General features: G+C 71.8%; 19 protein-coding genes. 7 read left to right on the plus strand and 12 right to left on the minus strand.

Annotation, left to right across the window (positions count from 1 at the left end; all coding sequences use genetic code 11):
- Positions 1-6: 6 nt before the first annotated feature.
- Complete coding sequence (locus ACFQO7_RS27080; RefSeq protein WP_376809007.1) at positions 7-675, plus strand: hypothetical protein; 669 nt, start codon at positions 7-9, stop codon at positions 673-675.
- Between the two features lie 128 nt (positions 676-803).
- Here ACFQO7_RS27080 and ACFQO7_RS27085 read toward each other — a convergent pair whose 3' ends face one another.
- Entirely contained in the window at positions 804-1,355 is a 552-nt protein-coding gene (locus ACFQO7_RS27085) for a TetR/AcrR family transcriptional regulator (protein WP_376809008.1), read from the minus strand.
- Positions 1,356-1,460: 105 nt separating this feature from the next.
- On the opposite strand from ACFQO7_RS27085, the gene ACFQO7_RS27090 reads away from it, so the two are divergent.
- Positions 1,461-1,979 carry a DoxX family protein gene (locus ACFQO7_RS27090; protein ID WP_376809009.1) on the plus strand — a complete coding sequence of 173 codons (519 nt, stop codon included), beginning with the start codon at positions 1,461-1,463 and terminating at the stop codon, positions 1,977-1,979.
- A gap of 30 nt (positions 1,980-2,009) precedes the next feature.
- On the opposite strand, the gene ACFQO7_RS27095 is transcribed toward ACFQO7_RS27090, so the two are convergent.
- Positions 2,010-2,549: a hypothetical protein gene (locus tag ACFQO7_RS27095; protein WP_376809010.1), complete on the minus strand. Its 540-nt coding sequence runs from the start codon at positions 2,547-2,549 to the stop codon at positions 2,010-2,012.
- A 313-nt stretch (positions 2,550-2,862) separates the two neighbouring features.
- Here ACFQO7_RS27095 and ACFQO7_RS27100 point away from each other — a divergent pair, with 313 nt between their 5' ends.
- Entirely contained in the window at positions 2,863-3,450 is a 588-nt protein-coding gene (locus ACFQO7_RS27100) for a TMEM165/GDT1 family protein (protein WP_376809011.1), read from the plus strand.
- Positions 3,451-3,501: 51 nt separating this feature from the next.
- Here ACFQO7_RS27100 and ACFQO7_RS27105 read toward each other — a convergent pair whose 3' ends face one another.
- The 3 genes from ACFQO7_RS27105 to ACFQO7_RS27115 are packed head-to-tail and all read right to left on the minus strand — an operon-like array spanning position 3,502 to position 4,769.
- A complete protein-coding gene (locus ACFQO7_RS27105) occupies positions 3,502-3,864 on the minus strand; it encodes a hypothetical protein (protein WP_376809012.1) in 363 nt (120 codons plus the stop codon).
- A 31-nt stretch (positions 3,865-3,895) separates the two neighbouring features.
- Positions 3,896-4,375, minus strand: a complete 480-nt coding sequence (locus ACFQO7_RS27110) for an SRPBCC family protein (RefSeq protein WP_376809013.1) — start codon at positions 4,373-4,375, stop codon at positions 3,896-3,898.
- A 19-nt stretch (positions 4,376-4,394) separates the two neighbouring features.
- On the minus strand, positions 4,395-4,769 hold the full coding sequence (locus ACFQO7_RS27115; RefSeq protein ID WP_376809014.1) for a winged helix-turn-helix transcriptional regulator: 375 nt from the start codon (positions 4,767-4,769) through the stop codon (positions 4,395-4,397).
- Positions 4,770-4,898: 129 nt separating this feature from the next.
- Between ACFQO7_RS27115 and ACFQO7_RS27120 the strand changes: the two genes are divergently transcribed.
- The gene (locus ACFQO7_RS27120) at positions 4,899-5,264 is read left to right on the plus strand and encodes a DoxX family protein (protein ID WP_376809015.1); all 366 of its coding nucleotides are present in this window, start codon (positions 4,899-4,901) and stop codon (positions 5,262-5,264) included.
- A 29-nt stretch (positions 5,265-5,293) separates the two neighbouring features.
- On the opposite strand, the gene ACFQO7_RS27125 is transcribed toward ACFQO7_RS27120, so the two are convergent.
- The 5 genes from ACFQO7_RS27125 to ACFQO7_RS27145 form a co-directional block, all read right to left on the minus strand.
- Positions 5,294-5,914, minus strand: a complete 621-nt coding sequence (locus ACFQO7_RS27125) for a hypothetical protein (RefSeq protein WP_376809016.1) — start codon at positions 5,912-5,914, stop codon at positions 5,294-5,296.
- Positions 5,915-6,099: 185 nt separating this feature from the next.
- The gene (locus ACFQO7_RS27130; RefSeq protein ID WP_376809017.1) at positions 6,100-8,382 is read right to left on the minus strand and encodes an exo-beta-d-1,3/1,6-glucosidase; all 2,283 of its coding nucleotides are present in this window, start codon (positions 8,380-8,382) and stop codon (positions 6,100-6,102) included.
- Between the two features lie 66 nt (positions 8,383-8,448).
- Positions 8,449-9,510: a LacI family DNA-binding transcriptional regulator gene (locus ACFQO7_RS27135; protein ID WP_376809018.1), complete on the minus strand. Its 1,062-nt coding sequence runs from the start codon at positions 9,508-9,510 to the stop codon at positions 8,449-8,451.
- A 147-nt stretch (positions 9,511-9,657) separates the two neighbouring features.
- Positions 9,658-10,182, minus strand: a complete 525-nt coding sequence (locus ACFQO7_RS27140) for a hypothetical protein (protein ID WP_376809019.1) — start codon at positions 10,180-10,182, stop codon at positions 9,658-9,660.
- A gap of 18 nt (positions 10,183-10,200) precedes the next feature.
- Complete coding sequence (locus tag ACFQO7_RS27145; protein WP_376809020.1) at positions 10,201-10,788, minus strand: DUF998 domain-containing protein; 588 nt, start codon at positions 10,786-10,788, stop codon at positions 10,201-10,203.
- 166 nt (positions 10,789-10,954) lie between these two features.
- Between ACFQO7_RS27145 and ACFQO7_RS27150 the strand changes: the two genes are divergently transcribed.
- From ACFQO7_RS27150 to ACFQO7_RS27160, 3 genes are read left to right on the plus strand one after another with little or no spacing between them, the layout of a single operon-like run.
- On the plus strand, positions 10,955-11,788 hold the full coding sequence (locus ACFQO7_RS27150) for a GNAT family N-acetyltransferase (protein ID WP_376809021.1): 834 nt from the start codon (positions 10,955-10,957) through the stop codon (positions 11,786-11,788).
- 7 nt (positions 11,789-11,795) lie between these two features.
- Positions 11,796-12,320: a DinB family protein gene (locus ACFQO7_RS27155; RefSeq protein WP_376809022.1), complete on the plus strand. Its 525-nt coding sequence runs from the start codon at positions 11,796-11,798 to the stop codon at positions 12,318-12,320.
- 14 nt (positions 12,321-12,334) lie between these two features.
- Positions 12,335-13,141 (plus strand): hypothetical protein, encoded by an 807-nt coding sequence (locus tag ACFQO7_RS27160; protein WP_376809023.1) that lies wholly within the window; start codon positions 12,335-12,337, stop codon positions 13,139-13,141.
- A 6-nt stretch (positions 13,142-13,147) separates the two neighbouring features.
- Here ACFQO7_RS27160 and ACFQO7_RS27165 read toward each other — a convergent pair whose 3' ends face one another.
- Both ACFQO7_RS27165 and ACFQO7_RS27170 read right to left on the minus strand, forming a co-directional pair.
- The gene (locus ACFQO7_RS27165; RefSeq protein WP_376809024.1) at positions 13,148-13,819 is read right to left on the minus strand and encodes a hypothetical protein; all 672 of its coding nucleotides are present in this window, start codon (positions 13,817-13,819) and stop codon (positions 13,148-13,150) included.
- On the minus strand, positions 13,816-14,172 hold the full coding sequence (locus tag ACFQO7_RS27170; protein WP_376809025.1) for a MerR family transcriptional regulator: 357 nt from the start codon (positions 14,170-14,172) through the stop codon (positions 13,816-13,818). Before ACFQO7_RS27170 ends, ACFQO7_RS27165 begins: the two co-directional genes overlap by 4 nt.
- Positions 14,173-14,195: the final 23 nt, after the last annotated feature.

The raw sequence follows: 14,195 nt of genomic DNA on the forward strand, positions 1-14,195 counted from the left end.
ATCGACATGGGTCCCCTCGCACGCCGCGGCGCGATCTTCGCCGGATTCGCCGCGGCCACCGCGCTCGCCGCGTACGCCCTGCACGACATCAATCTCGACGCGTGGACCTGGTTCAACTCCGACCCGCAGGGTTTCGAGCAGGAGCTGTGGGCCTGGCTGACGGCGGGGGCGTTCACGGCGACGTCCGGCACGCTGGTCGCCCAGGTCGGCGCGCTCCTGTTCGGACGGTACGCCGCACGCACCGGCGCGAACCTGGCTTCGGCCCTGGCCGGAGGGCTCGGCCTGGCCGTGGCGCAGCTGGCGGTCGCCGTGCCGATGGCGGTGGACCGGCTCAACGGCAAGGGCATGGCCATCGAGATGGCCCGGCACGGCCACCCGTTCGACCCGGCACTGTGGCGGCAGCCGGCGGTGGTGGCGGCAGTGCTGGCGACCACACTGAGCTGCCTGGCGTGGGCGGCCGTCGGCCACGGCATCGGCCGACGCACCGGGCGCGCGGCGTGGGCGGTGCTCGGCAGTGCCGTCGTGGTGCTCTACGTGGCGGTCCAGGCCATGTTCCTGGGCACCGGGCCGTGGTGGGCCCCGACCGTGCCCCTGCTGGTTCCGTGCGTCGCGGCGGCGTTCCTGGCCCTGCGCGGCCCCGCCGAACACCCCACCCCGACCCCGACCCCGGCCTGACGCCCGGCAACCAAAGCGACGATCTTGCGCGAACCGTGGGTACGACACGCCCCTTCCGGGCATATCGCCAACAGGTCACGCAAGATCGTCGCGATCTTGGTGTTGTCACGACGACGTGAGAGCCGCGCTCAGCGATCGAGGAGTCTGCGCAGCACGGGGCGGGCCGCGTCGACGGGGTCGGTGTCCGGGGGCACGGTCAGCGCCCCGGCCAGCCACAGGCTGGCGAAGCCGTGGGCGATCGACCAGCCCGCGCGGGCAGTGTTCTCGCTGCCCTCGGCGGTGGCGACCGTGCCGGCCCCCTGTGCGAGCAGGGCTCCTGCCCGGTCGCGGGCGTGCCGCACGGCGTCGTCGTCGGCGCGGTAGAGCTTCGGCTGGAACATCACACCGAAGTGGACCGGGTGCTCGGTGGCGAAGCGCACGTAGGCGAGCCCGGCCTCCAGGAAGTCCGGGCCCGCCTCGCGCAGCGTGTCGGCGAGCAGGTCGAAGCCTTCTGCGGCCAATGCGGTCAGCAACCCGGCCTTGTCCCCGAAGTGGTGTGCGGGGGCGGCGTGCGAGACCCCGGCGCGGCGGGCCAGCTCGCGCAGGCTCCAGCCGTCGAGCCCGGATTCGCCGATGGCGTCGACCGCCGCGTCGAGCACCGTACGCCGCAGGTCTCCGTGGTGGTATCCGATCGTCCTCACGCCCTTCCGCCGTGACCGAGGTCTCCATCTTTCCATTGACAAGTTCGTGGTGTCCAGATTACCGTCAGTTCTGAACTTGTCAACGACTAGATCAGGAGTGTCGCCATGACCACCCCCGTACTGATCATCGCTTTGCTGGTTCTCCGCGGCCTCGGCGCGCTCGGCGTGCGCAGGTTCGCGACCTGGGCCGCGAGTGGCGCGCACGCGCTCGCCGTGATGCTGGTGATGACCGCGAGCGCGCACTTCGTCCCCGCCGGCGTGACGGTGATGCCGACCCACGCCGACCTGGTGGCGATGGTGCCGCCGTTCGTGCCGGCCCCCGGCCTCATGGTGTACGCCACCGGCGTGCTGGAACTGCTCGGCGCGATCGGACTCGTGCTCACCCGGACCCGCCGCGCCGCCGGACTCGGCCTGGCGGTGCTGTTCCTGCTGCTCCTACCCGCCAACGTGTACGCCGCGGTCGCCGACGTGCCCTTCCACGGCGAAGCCGCCTCGCCGCTCTGGCAGCGCATCCCCGAGCAGGTGCTCTACATCGGCGTCGCGCTTGCCGCGGCGCTGTCGGCATCGGCCCGCGAGTCCGCCGCGACCCGGCAAACCGAGCCGGTCACCGCCGCCCTGCCGTGACCCGCAGGGCGGCGCCGCCGCCGGTTCGCGTCAGCCGACCGCCTCGACCTGCGGTCGGGCCTGCAGCGAACCGGCGGCGCTGAAGCCCAGCAGTGCGACGCCGGCCAGCACGCCGGTCCAGGCTGACGCGGCCTGCGTGACGGTCAGGGCGAGCACTCCCCCGGCGACCGCCAGACCGATCATGGTCCAGCCCAGGCGGGCGAAGACCGGGGCGTCGAAGGCGCTCGCGAACGGCAGGAAGTGTGCGCCGACGACCAGGACCACCCACGGCACCGTCAGCAGTGGCTGGTCCAGGACGTTGTTGATGAGATTCGCGCCGATCGGGATGCCCAGCGCCATCGCCGTCACCGAGAATCCGTAGACGCGGATCGCCTGCCGCGACGGCGGTTCGGCCGGGCCCTGCGCGCCCGACGGGCGGATCACGGCGAACCACACCACAGCAGCGAAAGCCAGCACTCCCACGACCCGCGCCAACGTGCTCACGGGCGCGGACAGCTCTCCCGCGTTGACGAGGATGAAGACAAGGCCGCCGATGGAGCCGATCATCGCTCCGATACGTTCTCCGCGCATCGCCCCATCCAACCATGATCACTCACGGTGAGACACGGCGGCACGAATCCGGCGGTCGCGCAGAACGCCGACGCCGCAAGGCATGTGTCCCCCGCCACTCGACCCGGCGCGGCCGGGCGGCCTGCGGTAGCGTCAGCGGCGCGAAGGGGAGTAGCTCCCGAACGTGGTGGTCGACATACTGGCCCGCTCCGGCGGGCCCGGCCACCCGACCTGGCTGCGGCCAGGTGAGCGAGACCTTCGACCAGGCAGTCCATGCCGGGTCGAGGTCGTCGCGCGCGTCTTCCACCCGGTGAACACGTCCCGGGAGGACACAGTGGAAGGTTTCCTCGCCGCTCTGGCGATCAGTTTCGGCGTCGTCTTCGTGGCCGAGCTGGGCGACAAGTCGCAGCTGATGGCGATGACGTTCGCCACCCGCTACCGCACCGGCATCGTGCTGGCCGGCATCACCATCGCCACCGCCGTGGTGCACCTGGTGTCGGTCGGGGTCGGCGTCGGGCTCGGCAGCGCGCTGCCGACCGGCTGGATCGCGCTGGCGGCGGGCCTGGCGTTCCTGGCGTTCGCCGCCTGGACGCTGCGCGGCGACAGCCTCACCGAGGAGGAGAAGTCGAAGGCCCAGCGCGGCGGCAGGTCGGCGCTGTGGGCCGTGGGCGGGGCGTTCTTCCTCGCCGAACTCGGCGACAAGACGATGCTGGCCACCATCACCCTGGCCACCCAGCACGGCTGGTTCGGCACCTGGATCGGCTCGACGGTGGGCATGGTGGCCGCGGATGCGCTGGCCATCCTGGTCGGCCGCTGGCTCGGCCGCAGCCTGCCGGAACGGGCCGTGAAGTACGGCGCGGCCGCGCTGTTCGTCCTGTTCGGGCTGTGGCTGCTGATCGACGCGTACGGCCAGCTCACCTGAGCAGGCCCGGGGCGGCGTGCGGGTGCGCGCCGCCCCGGCTCACGAGTCGGGTCAGCTCAGGCTGCGGCCGAGCTTCACCAGGAACTCGGTGTCGTTGTGGTGGCCCTCGAAATCGGCGAACTCGCCGGCCATGAAGGTCCAGCCGCCCTCGGCGATGAGCGCCCGAAGCTTGTCCATCGGCAGCCGCACCGCCTCCACGGGCATCTCCCACTCGCCGACGACGACCTCCTCGGCGCGCTCGCGCAGCTCGTCGAACGTGGCGAACTCGTCCGGCTCGTCGTCGACGACCTCCAGCCACTCCCCCTCGGCGGCGCGCCGCAGCAGCTCGGCCTCCATCGCCTCAACGCCTTCGATGGACTCGTCCCAGCTGTGTTCGTAGAACGAAGAACGCAGCAGCACACTGTGGTCGGTCATCGGCGGATCGTACGCCGATCAGGCGACAGCCTCAGCCAGCGTCGACCGCCGCCAGCACCGCCGGGTCCTGGCAGCCGCGCGCGAAGCCCGCGATCCGGCGGCGGATGTCACGGCCCAGCAGCCACACCCCGATCCGGTCGGCGATCGGGCGGATCAGCGCCGGCCGGGTGCGGAAGTGGTAGCGCCACGTGGCGACCGTGTGCCCCGGTTCCGGCGCGGGGGCGAAGCGCCAGCCGCCGGCCATCATCTCGAAGAACCACGGCCCGCGGACCATCTTCATGCCGACGTTGGTCGGCGGGGCGTAGGAGACGTACTCGCTGACCATGGTCAGGCCGTGCCGCGAGCGGGTGAACGTGCGCACCCCTTTGCCGGGGCGGGCCGCGCCGTCGAGCAGGTGCTGCTCGCGTACGAACGGATCCCAGCGGTAGCGGGTCTCGCCCATGGTCTGCGACACCGCGAACGCGACCGCGGGCGGGACGGGGACGATCGCGACGGCCTCCACGACGGGCATCGGGCCATCCTGCCACGGCTCACCCGTGGCGCGCCTGGTACGCGGCCCGGCTGGCCTCGATGTGCGGGACGTTTTCGATGGCCCAGCCGGCCAGGGCCAGCGCGGGCGGGATGAGGCTCTTGCCGTGGGCGGTCAAGGTGTACTCCACCCGGGGCGGCACCTCCGCGTACACGGTCCGGGCCACCAGGCCGTCACGCTCCAGGTTGCGCAGGGTCAGTGTCAGCATGCGCTGCGAGATGCCCGGGATCTGCTGGTGCAGGTCGGAGAAGCGCAGCGTGCCCTGGTCGAGGGTCGCCACGACGAGCAGCGTCCACTTGTTACAGATACGGTCGAGGATCGCCCGGATCGTCTGGCCGCCGTCGCCCCGGATCAGGCACGTGTGCTCGTACTCCATGACAACTCCCTGTGCCTCACGCACACCCGTGTGCCTTTTGCAAGCCATCGCTCACCGGCGCATGATGTGGCGACTTCCGGATGGTAACCGTCATGGTCACCGCCGCATATCGCCACCGAGGGAGCCCTCATGGAACTCGCCTACTGGATCGTCGCGGCGCTGCTCGCGCTGTTCTACCTGTACGCCGGCGGCAAGAAGGTCGCGCAGAGCCGGGAGCAGCTGCAGCCGATGATGGGCTGGGTCGACCGGGTCCCGATGCCGCTGGTGCGGACCATCGGGGCGCTGGAGATCCTCGGCGCGGCCGGACTGATCCTGCCGCCGCTCACCGGCATCGCGACCTGGCTCGCCGTCGCGGCCGCGATCGGGCTCGTGCTGATCCAGGTCGGCGGCATCGCCGTCCACCTGTCCCGCGGCGAGGCCCGCCTCATCGGCCTCAACATCACCCTGCTCGTGACCGCCGCCGCCACCGCCTGGCTCGCCACCACCTGGCTCTGAGCAACGCACCCAACCGACGTCCGCCTCGGTCAGGCGGGCAGGTGCGAGCCTGAGGACAGGTTGAGCGTGGCGGCGAAGGTCAGGTAGACCAGCCACAGCCCGACCAGGATGTGCAGCAGGCCGAGGACCTTCTGGCCCGGGTTGCTCGCCGGCCGGCCGTCGTGCGCGGGCTTGCCGCCGATGTTGAAGCTGGCGAAGAACTCCGCGACGTACACCAGCGTCAGGCCGGTGAACAGCAGCCCGAGCGGCCAGTCCCCGGCCTTGAAGAAGACGATCATGCCGAGGATGCCGAGCAGCACGAACGGGATCGACATGTATCCGTTTGGCCGGGCGTCGGAGCCCTGCAGCCGGATCCAGCCCAGGGCGAACCAGTGGATGCCGTACGCGCTGAACGCCAGCGCGGCCATGTACAGCGTCTTGTTGGTGGTGAAGACCTCGAACCAGGTCAGCCCCACGAACAGGTAGAGCCCGACCAGGAACTGGCAGAAACCGGGCATCAGGATGCCCCACACCCCGTTGCTCCGGTCGACCTGGCGGTCCCGGGGCGGGTAGCCGAACAGCTCCTGCGGGCCGTAGATCAGGTAGCCGGTCGCGAGCCCGAAGAAGCCCAGCGCCACCGGCACGAACATCGAGGCCGGAAGGATTTCCATGGCAGCATCCCCTCGTGCGCCGACGCCGCCGTCTCCGGGCCGCACGGCCCGGCCGGGGTGGAACTGCCAGCGGCCACGATCATTTTACTGCCGCGCCACCTGCCTCGATCCGGTTTCGGAAAGGAAACGGACGACGGCGGCCCCCGAAGGGAACCGTCGTCGTCCGACGAACCTCGCGACCGTCCTCAGGCGACGACCGTGAACGATGCCCGGCGCAGGTCCTCGGCCCGCGAGGACGGGCCCACCCGCAGCTCGAACTCGCCCGGCTCGACCACCCGGGCGCCCTTCGCGTCCACGATGGAGCAGGCGGCCACCGGCAGCTCCAGTTCGACCACGCGGGTCTCCCCCGGCGCCACCGGCACCTGCCGGTAGGCCTTCAGCTCCTGCTCGGCCCAGGTCACCGAGGTCACCGTGTCGCTGACGTACATCTGGACGGTCTCCAGCGCCGGCCGCGAGCCGGTGTTGCGCAGCTCCACCTGCGCCCGCACCGTGCCGCCGAGGTCCACGGTCGGCGTCAGCACCCGCAGGCCGGAGTACTCCACCGTGGTGTAGCTCAGCCCCTGCCCGAACGCGAACGCCGGGGCCTGCGTCAGATCGGCGTAGCGGTGGCCGTGCTGGCCGCGCACCTGGTTGTAGTAGGTCGGCTGCTGCCCGGCGTGCCGGGCGAACGAGATCGGCAGCCGGCCGCTCGGCTCGATCAGCCCGAGCAGCAGCTCGGCGACGGCCCGGCCGCCGCGCATGCCGGGGTTGGCGGCGTACACGATCGCGGCCGCGTCGGCCACCGACGGCGGCAGCACCAGCGGCTTCGAGCTGAGCAGCACCACGACCAGCGGCTTGCCCGTCGCGGCCAGCGCGTCGAGCAGCGCCACCTGGCCGCCGATCAGCTCCAGCGTCGCCGTCGAGCGGTACTCGCCGACCAGCTCGATCCGGTCGCCGACGACGGCGACCACGTAGTCGGCCCGGCTCGCCTCGCCCACCGCCGCCGCGATCATCGCCTCGTCGACCGGAGCGGGCAGGGCCACGTCGGGGCGCGGCTGGCCGTCGGGGAAGAACTCGCCCTCCGGGTCGGGCCCGGTCACGACGATGTCCGCGCCGCGGGCGTGGGTGACCGTCCACCCGGCCGGGGCGACCTCGCGGAAGCCGTCGAGCACCGTGGTGATCATCTCGCGCGGGTGACCGTCGGGCAGCCACTCGGCCTGACCGGACGAGCCCGCCCAGTCGCCGAGCTGGGTGTGCGGGTCGTCGGCGTTGGGGCCGACGATCGCGATGGTGCGGGCCGGGCCGTCCGAGGCGGCGCGGCCGTCCGGCCCGGCGGTCAGGCCGCCGGCCAGCGGCAGCGTGCCGTCGTTGCGCAGCAGCACCAGCGAGCGCCGGGCGACCTCCAGGTTCAGCTCGGCGTGCGCGGCCGTGCCGATGACCTCGGCCTGGCGGGCGGCGTCGGGGTGCCGCGGGTTCTCGAACAGGCCCAGCTCGAACTTCAGCGTCAGGATGCGGGCGACCGCCGCATCGAGGTCCGACTCCTCCAGCAGGCCCTTGGCCACCGCGTCCTGGGCGCCGTCGAAGAAGTCGGGCGTGGTCATCACCATGTCGTTGCCCGCCTGCACCGCGGCCGCCGACGCGGCGGTGAAGTCGGGGAAGATGTGCTGCTCCCAGACCATGCGCCCGACGTTGTCCCAGTCGGTGACCAGGGTGCCCCGGTAGCCCCACTCGCCGCGCAGGACCTCGTTGAGCAGCCAGTCGTTCACGGTGACCGGCACGCCATCCATCGACTGGTAGCCGAGCATGAAGGTGCGGCAGCCCTCGCGGGCGACCCGCTCGAACGGCGGCAGGAACCACGAGCGCAGCTTGCGCCGGGAGATGTCGGCCTCGCTGGCGTCTCGGCCGCCCTGCGTCTCGGAGTAGCCGGCGAAGTGCTTCGCGCAGGCCAGGATCGCCGTCGGGTCGGCCAGGCCGTCGCCCTGGTAGCCGCGCACCATCGCCGAGGCGAACTCGCCGATGAGGAACGGGTCCTCGCCGAACGTCTCGCTCACCCGCCCCCAGCGCAGGTCGCGGGCGATGCACAGCACCGGCGAGAAGGTCCAGTGCACGCCGGTGGCGGCGACCTCCACGGCGGTGCTCCGGGCGACCTTCTCGACCAGCGCCGGGTCCCAGGTCGCGGCCATGCCGAGCTGGGTCGGGAAGATGGTCGCGCCCTCCCAGAACGAGTGGCCGTGGATGCAGTCCTCGGCGATCAGCAGCGGGATGCCCAGGCGGCTGCGCCCGGCCAGCTCCGCCGCCTCGCGCACCCGCTCGGGCGAGGCGTGCAGGATCGAGCCGACGTGGAACTCCTCGACCAGATGGCGTACGCCGTCGCGGGCGGTGAGCTGGAGCATCTGCCCGACCTTCTCGGGCAGGGTCATCCGCCCGACGAGGTCGGCGACGCGCTGCTCGGTCGGCAGCGTGGGGTCGAGGTACGGCAGGGAGGACACAGGTTTCCTTTCACGGACACCGGCGGTGTCCTGACTGGCGGGGGTGGGAAGGCGCGGGCGGCCCGATCAGCGGCGTCCGGTGAGCGCCGCCGACCGGTCCAACGAGCGGGCGGGCGGGATCAGCAGGGCGGCGTCGGGTCCGGTGCTGCTCCGCACGACGAGGTCGATGGCGAAGAAGCGCCGCCAGTGCGGCGCGGCCGCACCCTCCAGCAGCGCCCTGGTCGCGGCGGCGGCCATGTCCTCGACCGGCAGCCGCATGCTCGTCAGCGGCGGGCTCATGCAGGCGGCGACGACACTGTCGTCGAAGCCGACGACGGCGATGTCGGCGGGCACGCGCCGGCCCGCGTCGGTGATCGCCTGGACCGCGCCCGCCGCCATCTGGTCGCAGGCCGCGAAGATCCCGTCGACGTCGGGGTGCTCGGCCAGCAGCCGGGCGGTCGCCGCGTAGCCGCACTCGCGGCTGAAGCCGCCGTCGACGGCGAGGTCGGCCAGCCCCAGCTCCCGGACCGCCTCCAGGTGGCCGGCGCGGCGGCCCGCCGCGCAGGTGTTGGTCTCCGGCCCGTGGATCGCGGCGATGCGGCGGCAGCCGATGCGGTGCAGGAAGGCGACGGCGTCGTACGCCCCGCGGCTGTTCTCGGGTTCGACGGCGGGCACCTGCGGCGCGGTCGCGCCGAGCGACACCACGCGCCGGCACCGGGCATGGAAGCGGGCTGCCAGCTCCGGCGGCACGTTGACCAGCAGCGCGCCGGCCGTGGCCGACTGCGCGACCCGGTCGATCAGCTCCGCCGCGCCGGCCGGTTCGGTCACGTTGACGCGCAGCTGCACGTCGCCGCCGGCCAGCGCGGCCATCACCCCCGCGATGACGCGGCTGTAGTACGGGACCGCGCCGAACATGTGCGCGTCCGTGCGGCACGCGATCACGACCAGGTCGAGCACGTCGCGGCGGCCGGAGGCCAGGGCGCGGGCGGCGGCGTTGGGCCGGTAGCCGAGGTCGGCGACGACCCGGTTGACCCGGTCGCGCAGCTCCTCGGAGACGCCCCGGGCGTTGTTGAGCACCCGCGAGGCGGTGGCGCGCGACACCCCGGCCTCGTGGGCCACGTCCTCGATGGTCAGCTTCCGGTACGGCATGGGCACTCGCAATCTCGGCACGGCGGGACGTCCCCGTTGCACGTCCCGTCGGCACCATAGTTTGGAGAGCGCTCTCAACGGAACCCGGTATGACGATGCTCCACCTGCCGGGATCGCGCTCTCCAGACGGAGCGGCGCGGGCCTGCCCTAGCTGCGGCTCCACCGGGCCAGCGAGCCCCACTCGCCGAAGCCCGGCACCGGCTCCCACTGCGTGCTGACGTCCACGCCCACCCGGTCCTCGACGGTGCGCTGCTGGGCGGTGTCGTCGCTGATGACACGGCGGGCGCTGCCGTCCTCGCGGAACTCGAACCAGGTCACGCAGGTCGCCCCGGACAGGGTCGCCGCGTCGGCGTCCGGGTAGTCCCACTGCGTCATGCCGCCGAGGAAGAGCAGGTCGCCGCTGCGCCGGAAGGAGTAGTGCAGGCACTGGCGGCCGTAGGCGTCGAAGAACCAGACCCCGGCGTGCCCGTTGTCCCAGGCGATCTCGATGACCACGTCCGGCACCCCGTCGGTCGGCGCGGCCGGGATCACGGCGTACGGCTCACCGGCGGAGTCCCTGGCCTGGGCCTCGTCCGCGGACAGCGGATCGACCGGCTCGTGGCGGCGGAAGTTCCACCGTCTGCAGTAGACCGGCGGCAGCGCCGGGTCGTGCCCTGCGATGTGGACGGTCACGCCGAATCCTCCCCGTGGTCAGGCGTGACTCACGGTAGACCGAATGGGCCGCGCCGGGCAATCTCGGCGGACCCGCGCAGCGAGCAGAGCGAGCAGCACCGCCTCGGCGAGCAGCAGATACCGCTCGGCGGCCCCGATCAGGAAACGGTCGGCGAGGGTCGCGCTGGCCAGCATGAGCCCCGCGAATCCGGCGGCCGTGGCGGCGGCCCAGCGGACGGCCCGGCTCACCGGGCGCAGCGTCACCGCCGCCAGCGGCAGCGCGACGAACGCCAGCATCGAGGCGTAGCGGTGCACGTAACCGGTCGTGCTCAGCGGCCCGAGATCCGTCGGAGCGATCGCCGCCGCCGTCATGGCCGCCCCGAACAGGGCAAGCAGGACGCGGGGCGCGGTCTGTCGCAGCGCGGGCAGCAGGCACAAGGCCGACAGCCCGAACACCACCATCGCGGTGTCGGTGGCCCCGCCGCGGTCGTGCACGGCGAAGTCGCTGACCGTCAGCGAGACGTGGCTGAGCTGCGGGTCCGGGTCCACCTGGCCGACCGCGGCGAGCAGCGCGGTCAGCGCGCTGCCCGCGAGGCCCGCACCGGCGAGGACGCGTCTGTCGATCATGCGTCGACGCTATGCCCGGCCGTGCCGCCGAGGGCTCCGGTGTTCACCCTGCCCCGACCCCGAGTTGTCCGGCCGCTCGCTGCGGGTGATCCCTGAGCGGGGCATCCCTGACCGTGCCGCGATGACTCGCGCGACGGCTCGCATCGACGTCGGTAGCGTGTCGCCCATGGGACTTCGGGGGTACGCGGGGCCGGACGACGACGAGCAGATCGAGCGCGTACGGCGGGCGGCCCTCGCGATCGACGGTGACGTCTGGCTGCCCGGCCCCGACGGCGACCTGCCCACCGAGGCCCGCGTGGTCGCGCAGGACGCCGGCGAGATCGTCGGGTTCGGCCGCCTGGACCGCTGGACCGAGGACGACGGCACGGAGATGTTCCTGGTCGCCGGCTTCGTCCAGCCGACGCACCGGGGGCGCGGACACGGCACCGCGATGCTGCGCCGCCTGGAGGCGTACGCGGGCACGCTCGGCTCGGGCGCACCGTTTCAGGTGCTCGGCGGCAACGCCGACGACAGCCAGCCGGGCTCGCGGCAGCTGCTGCTAAACCACGGCTACCGGGTCGCGTTCACCGTCGTCGACCTGAGCCGTCCCGTCGCCGCCGCCGACGAGCCCGCCGCGCCGACACCCGGCCTCGAGGTCCGCCCCGTGCTCGCCGAGCACCACCCGCGGATACACGCCGCGATCGCCGAGTGCTTCACCGACAGCAGGCTCGGCTTCGTCTCGGTGGACTACGACACCTACTTCGCGGGGGTCCGCGACACCGAGCTGTGGGCGGTCGCCTGGGACGGCGACGAGATCGCCGGGCTCGTCTTCAGCGAACGGGAGGGCGACGGCGTCGGCGTCGCGACGATACGCACGGTGGCCGAGAATCCGAACCGGACCGTGCAGCTCTACGAGCGGGCCGGCTACCAGGTCATTCGGCGGATGCCCCGCTACCGCAGACCACTGGCCCCGCCTCGACCTGATCGGACGGCACAAATTCGATTGCGCCGCTCGCGATGATGTCGACATGGCATGGATCGCACCCGACGTCGCGTGGTCCCGGACGGACATGGCCTGCGGCGAGCGGGAGATGTTGGAACACTGGTTGTGCCGTCGCCGGGCGTTTCTGCTGCGCAAGTGCTCCGGCCTGACCGCTGAGCAGCTCACGACGGCGTCCGTCGAACCGTCGAACCTGACCCTGCTCGGCCTGCTGCGGCACATGACCGACGTCGAGCGGTTCTGGTTCCGGACCAAGTACCTGCACGAGGATCTGCCCGCCCTGTACGGCACCGACGAGCACCCCGACGGCGATTTCGACCTGGTGGTCGCCGCCGACGCGGAGGCCGACCACGCCCGCTTCCTGGCCGAGACCGCCGCGTGCGACGCCGCCGTGGCCGGGCGCGACCTGGACGAGCCCGTCGACGACCCGAAGGCCCCGACCGGCAGGCTCAACCTGCGCTGGGTCTACATCCACGTGTTGGAGGAGTACGCCCAGCACACCGGGCATGCCGATCTCATCCGCGAACGGATCGACGGATCCACCGGGGCGTAGCTCCGGCGTCAGTCGTGCTACTCGACGTTCCGTTTGATCACACGTCGGCAGCCGTCGTCGCCGAGGCGCTCAGCGCAGGCACACGTGTCGGGCATGATTGCTCGATGCGGGAGTGGGCTTATGGAGACCTTCACAGGGAGTTCGAGCAGCGGCTCGACGACCTGCTGGCTGAGTCGTGTCCCTCGTGGCGGCCCCAGGAGCTGCCCGAACCGTACCGCAGCAACGAAGCCTTCCGGGATTATGAACGCCGGAACGCCAAGCGGATGCAGGTCGGCGAGCAGCTGAAGGACCGGCCCGAGCTGGCGGCCGCGCTGGCCGATCGCGTGCTGGAGACGATCACCTGTGACGAGGATGTGTCCTTCAACAAGCAGCTGATCCACCCGTTGATGGACGCCGTCGGTCGACGCCGTGTTCAGCGTCATCTGATCTCCACGGTCGAGACCGGGCCGGTGGCCAAGAAGGTGTGCGCGACGTACGCCTGGTACTGGTCTCAGGTGAGCCTGGTCTACCGCTCGACGGACGACCTCCGGCAGGCCCGGCCCACCACGGCCAGCCGAGCGGCCGACGACGATGTCGCCGACCTGCGCGGCCAGTACCGGGCAGCGTGCCTGGCCGCCTTCGTCGGCTGCGATGAGGTGCCGATCCGGGAGATTCTGGCGCGCTGGTTCATTCTCAAGGACGAGTTCTACCCGCCGAATCTGCTCGCCCTGGTGGCCCGGGCTCGGTCGATCGCGGAGTCCGATCCCCTTCGGTTCAAGGATCTGCTGGCCAAGACCGAGGACGGAACGAACCTGGCACAGCTCACCTTCGGCGACTGGTAGCGCCGCCTAAGCGGTCCTGGAAGTCGACGTGACCCGTTCGCAGACGTCCTCGCCCCAGAGCCTCGTGTACGTGCCATCGGGCCACAGCCGGCGTTCCTCCAGGAGCGCGCAGGCGACCTCGACGAGCAGCCGCCCGTACCTGGTTCGCGGCCGGAACGACCTGCGGACCTGGTCGACCGCATCCTCAGGTGCCTCAGCCAGGAGCGGCAGCAGGAGCAGGAAGCGCGCCATCGGGAGGACCACGCCGGACCGGCGGGGAGGAGTCGTCGCGATCTCGACGAGTTCGTCCCAATCCAGCACCCCGACGGGCTGATCGCCTTCCATCGAAGCAAGGGTGACCGGCGCGCCGTCAGCCCCGACGCGCTCGAAGTCGACGCCCGCGTCCTCGGGAAAGTTGCGATAGATCACCGCGAGGTGGCCGCCCTCGCGCAACGGCACCCGGAAGTGCGGCCACCGCTCAGGATCGGTCAGTTTCACGCTGAGCGCGTCGACGTCGGCACCGTCCACATCCAGCATCGCCATCAGCTCGCTGATGTCGTATGCCCAGAACAGGTGGCCCGGCCAGAAGGCGGGATCCAGAACCAGCTCAGAGGTATCGAACAGCGGATAGTCGTCGCGGCTGGGAAAGGCATGCGCTGAGCCTGTCAGGTGCTGGCCCGTGCCGCGTTCGTCGGTCATGGGAGCTGTTCGGCGACGGCGTAGTGGTCCACCAGGCCCGCGAGGACCTCGCGGGTCCGCTGCATCTCGCGCAGCTGCTCGTCGACCCGGATCAGTTCGTCGCGTAGCCGCGCGGCCAGTGCGGGGGTGCGGATGGCCTGCTCGGTGATGCACGGCAGGACGTCGTAGATGGTGCTGCTGGACAATCCAGCGGCCAGCAGCGAACGGATCAGGGCGACCCGCTCGACCGCCGTCGGCGGGTAGTGCCGCTGGCCGCCGGTGCTGCGGCCGCTGCCGAGCAGCCCCTGCTCCTCGTAGTAGCGCAGCGATCGCGGGCTCGCCCCGGTCGCTTCCGCGAGTTCGCCGATTCGCATGCGGAGACCTGCCTCACAACACT

The organism is Catellatospora aurea (assembly GCF_042663325.1).
Taxonomy (GTDB): domain Bacteria; phylum Actinomycetota; class Actinomycetes; order Mycobacteriales; family Micromonosporaceae; genus Catellatospora; species Catellatospora aurea.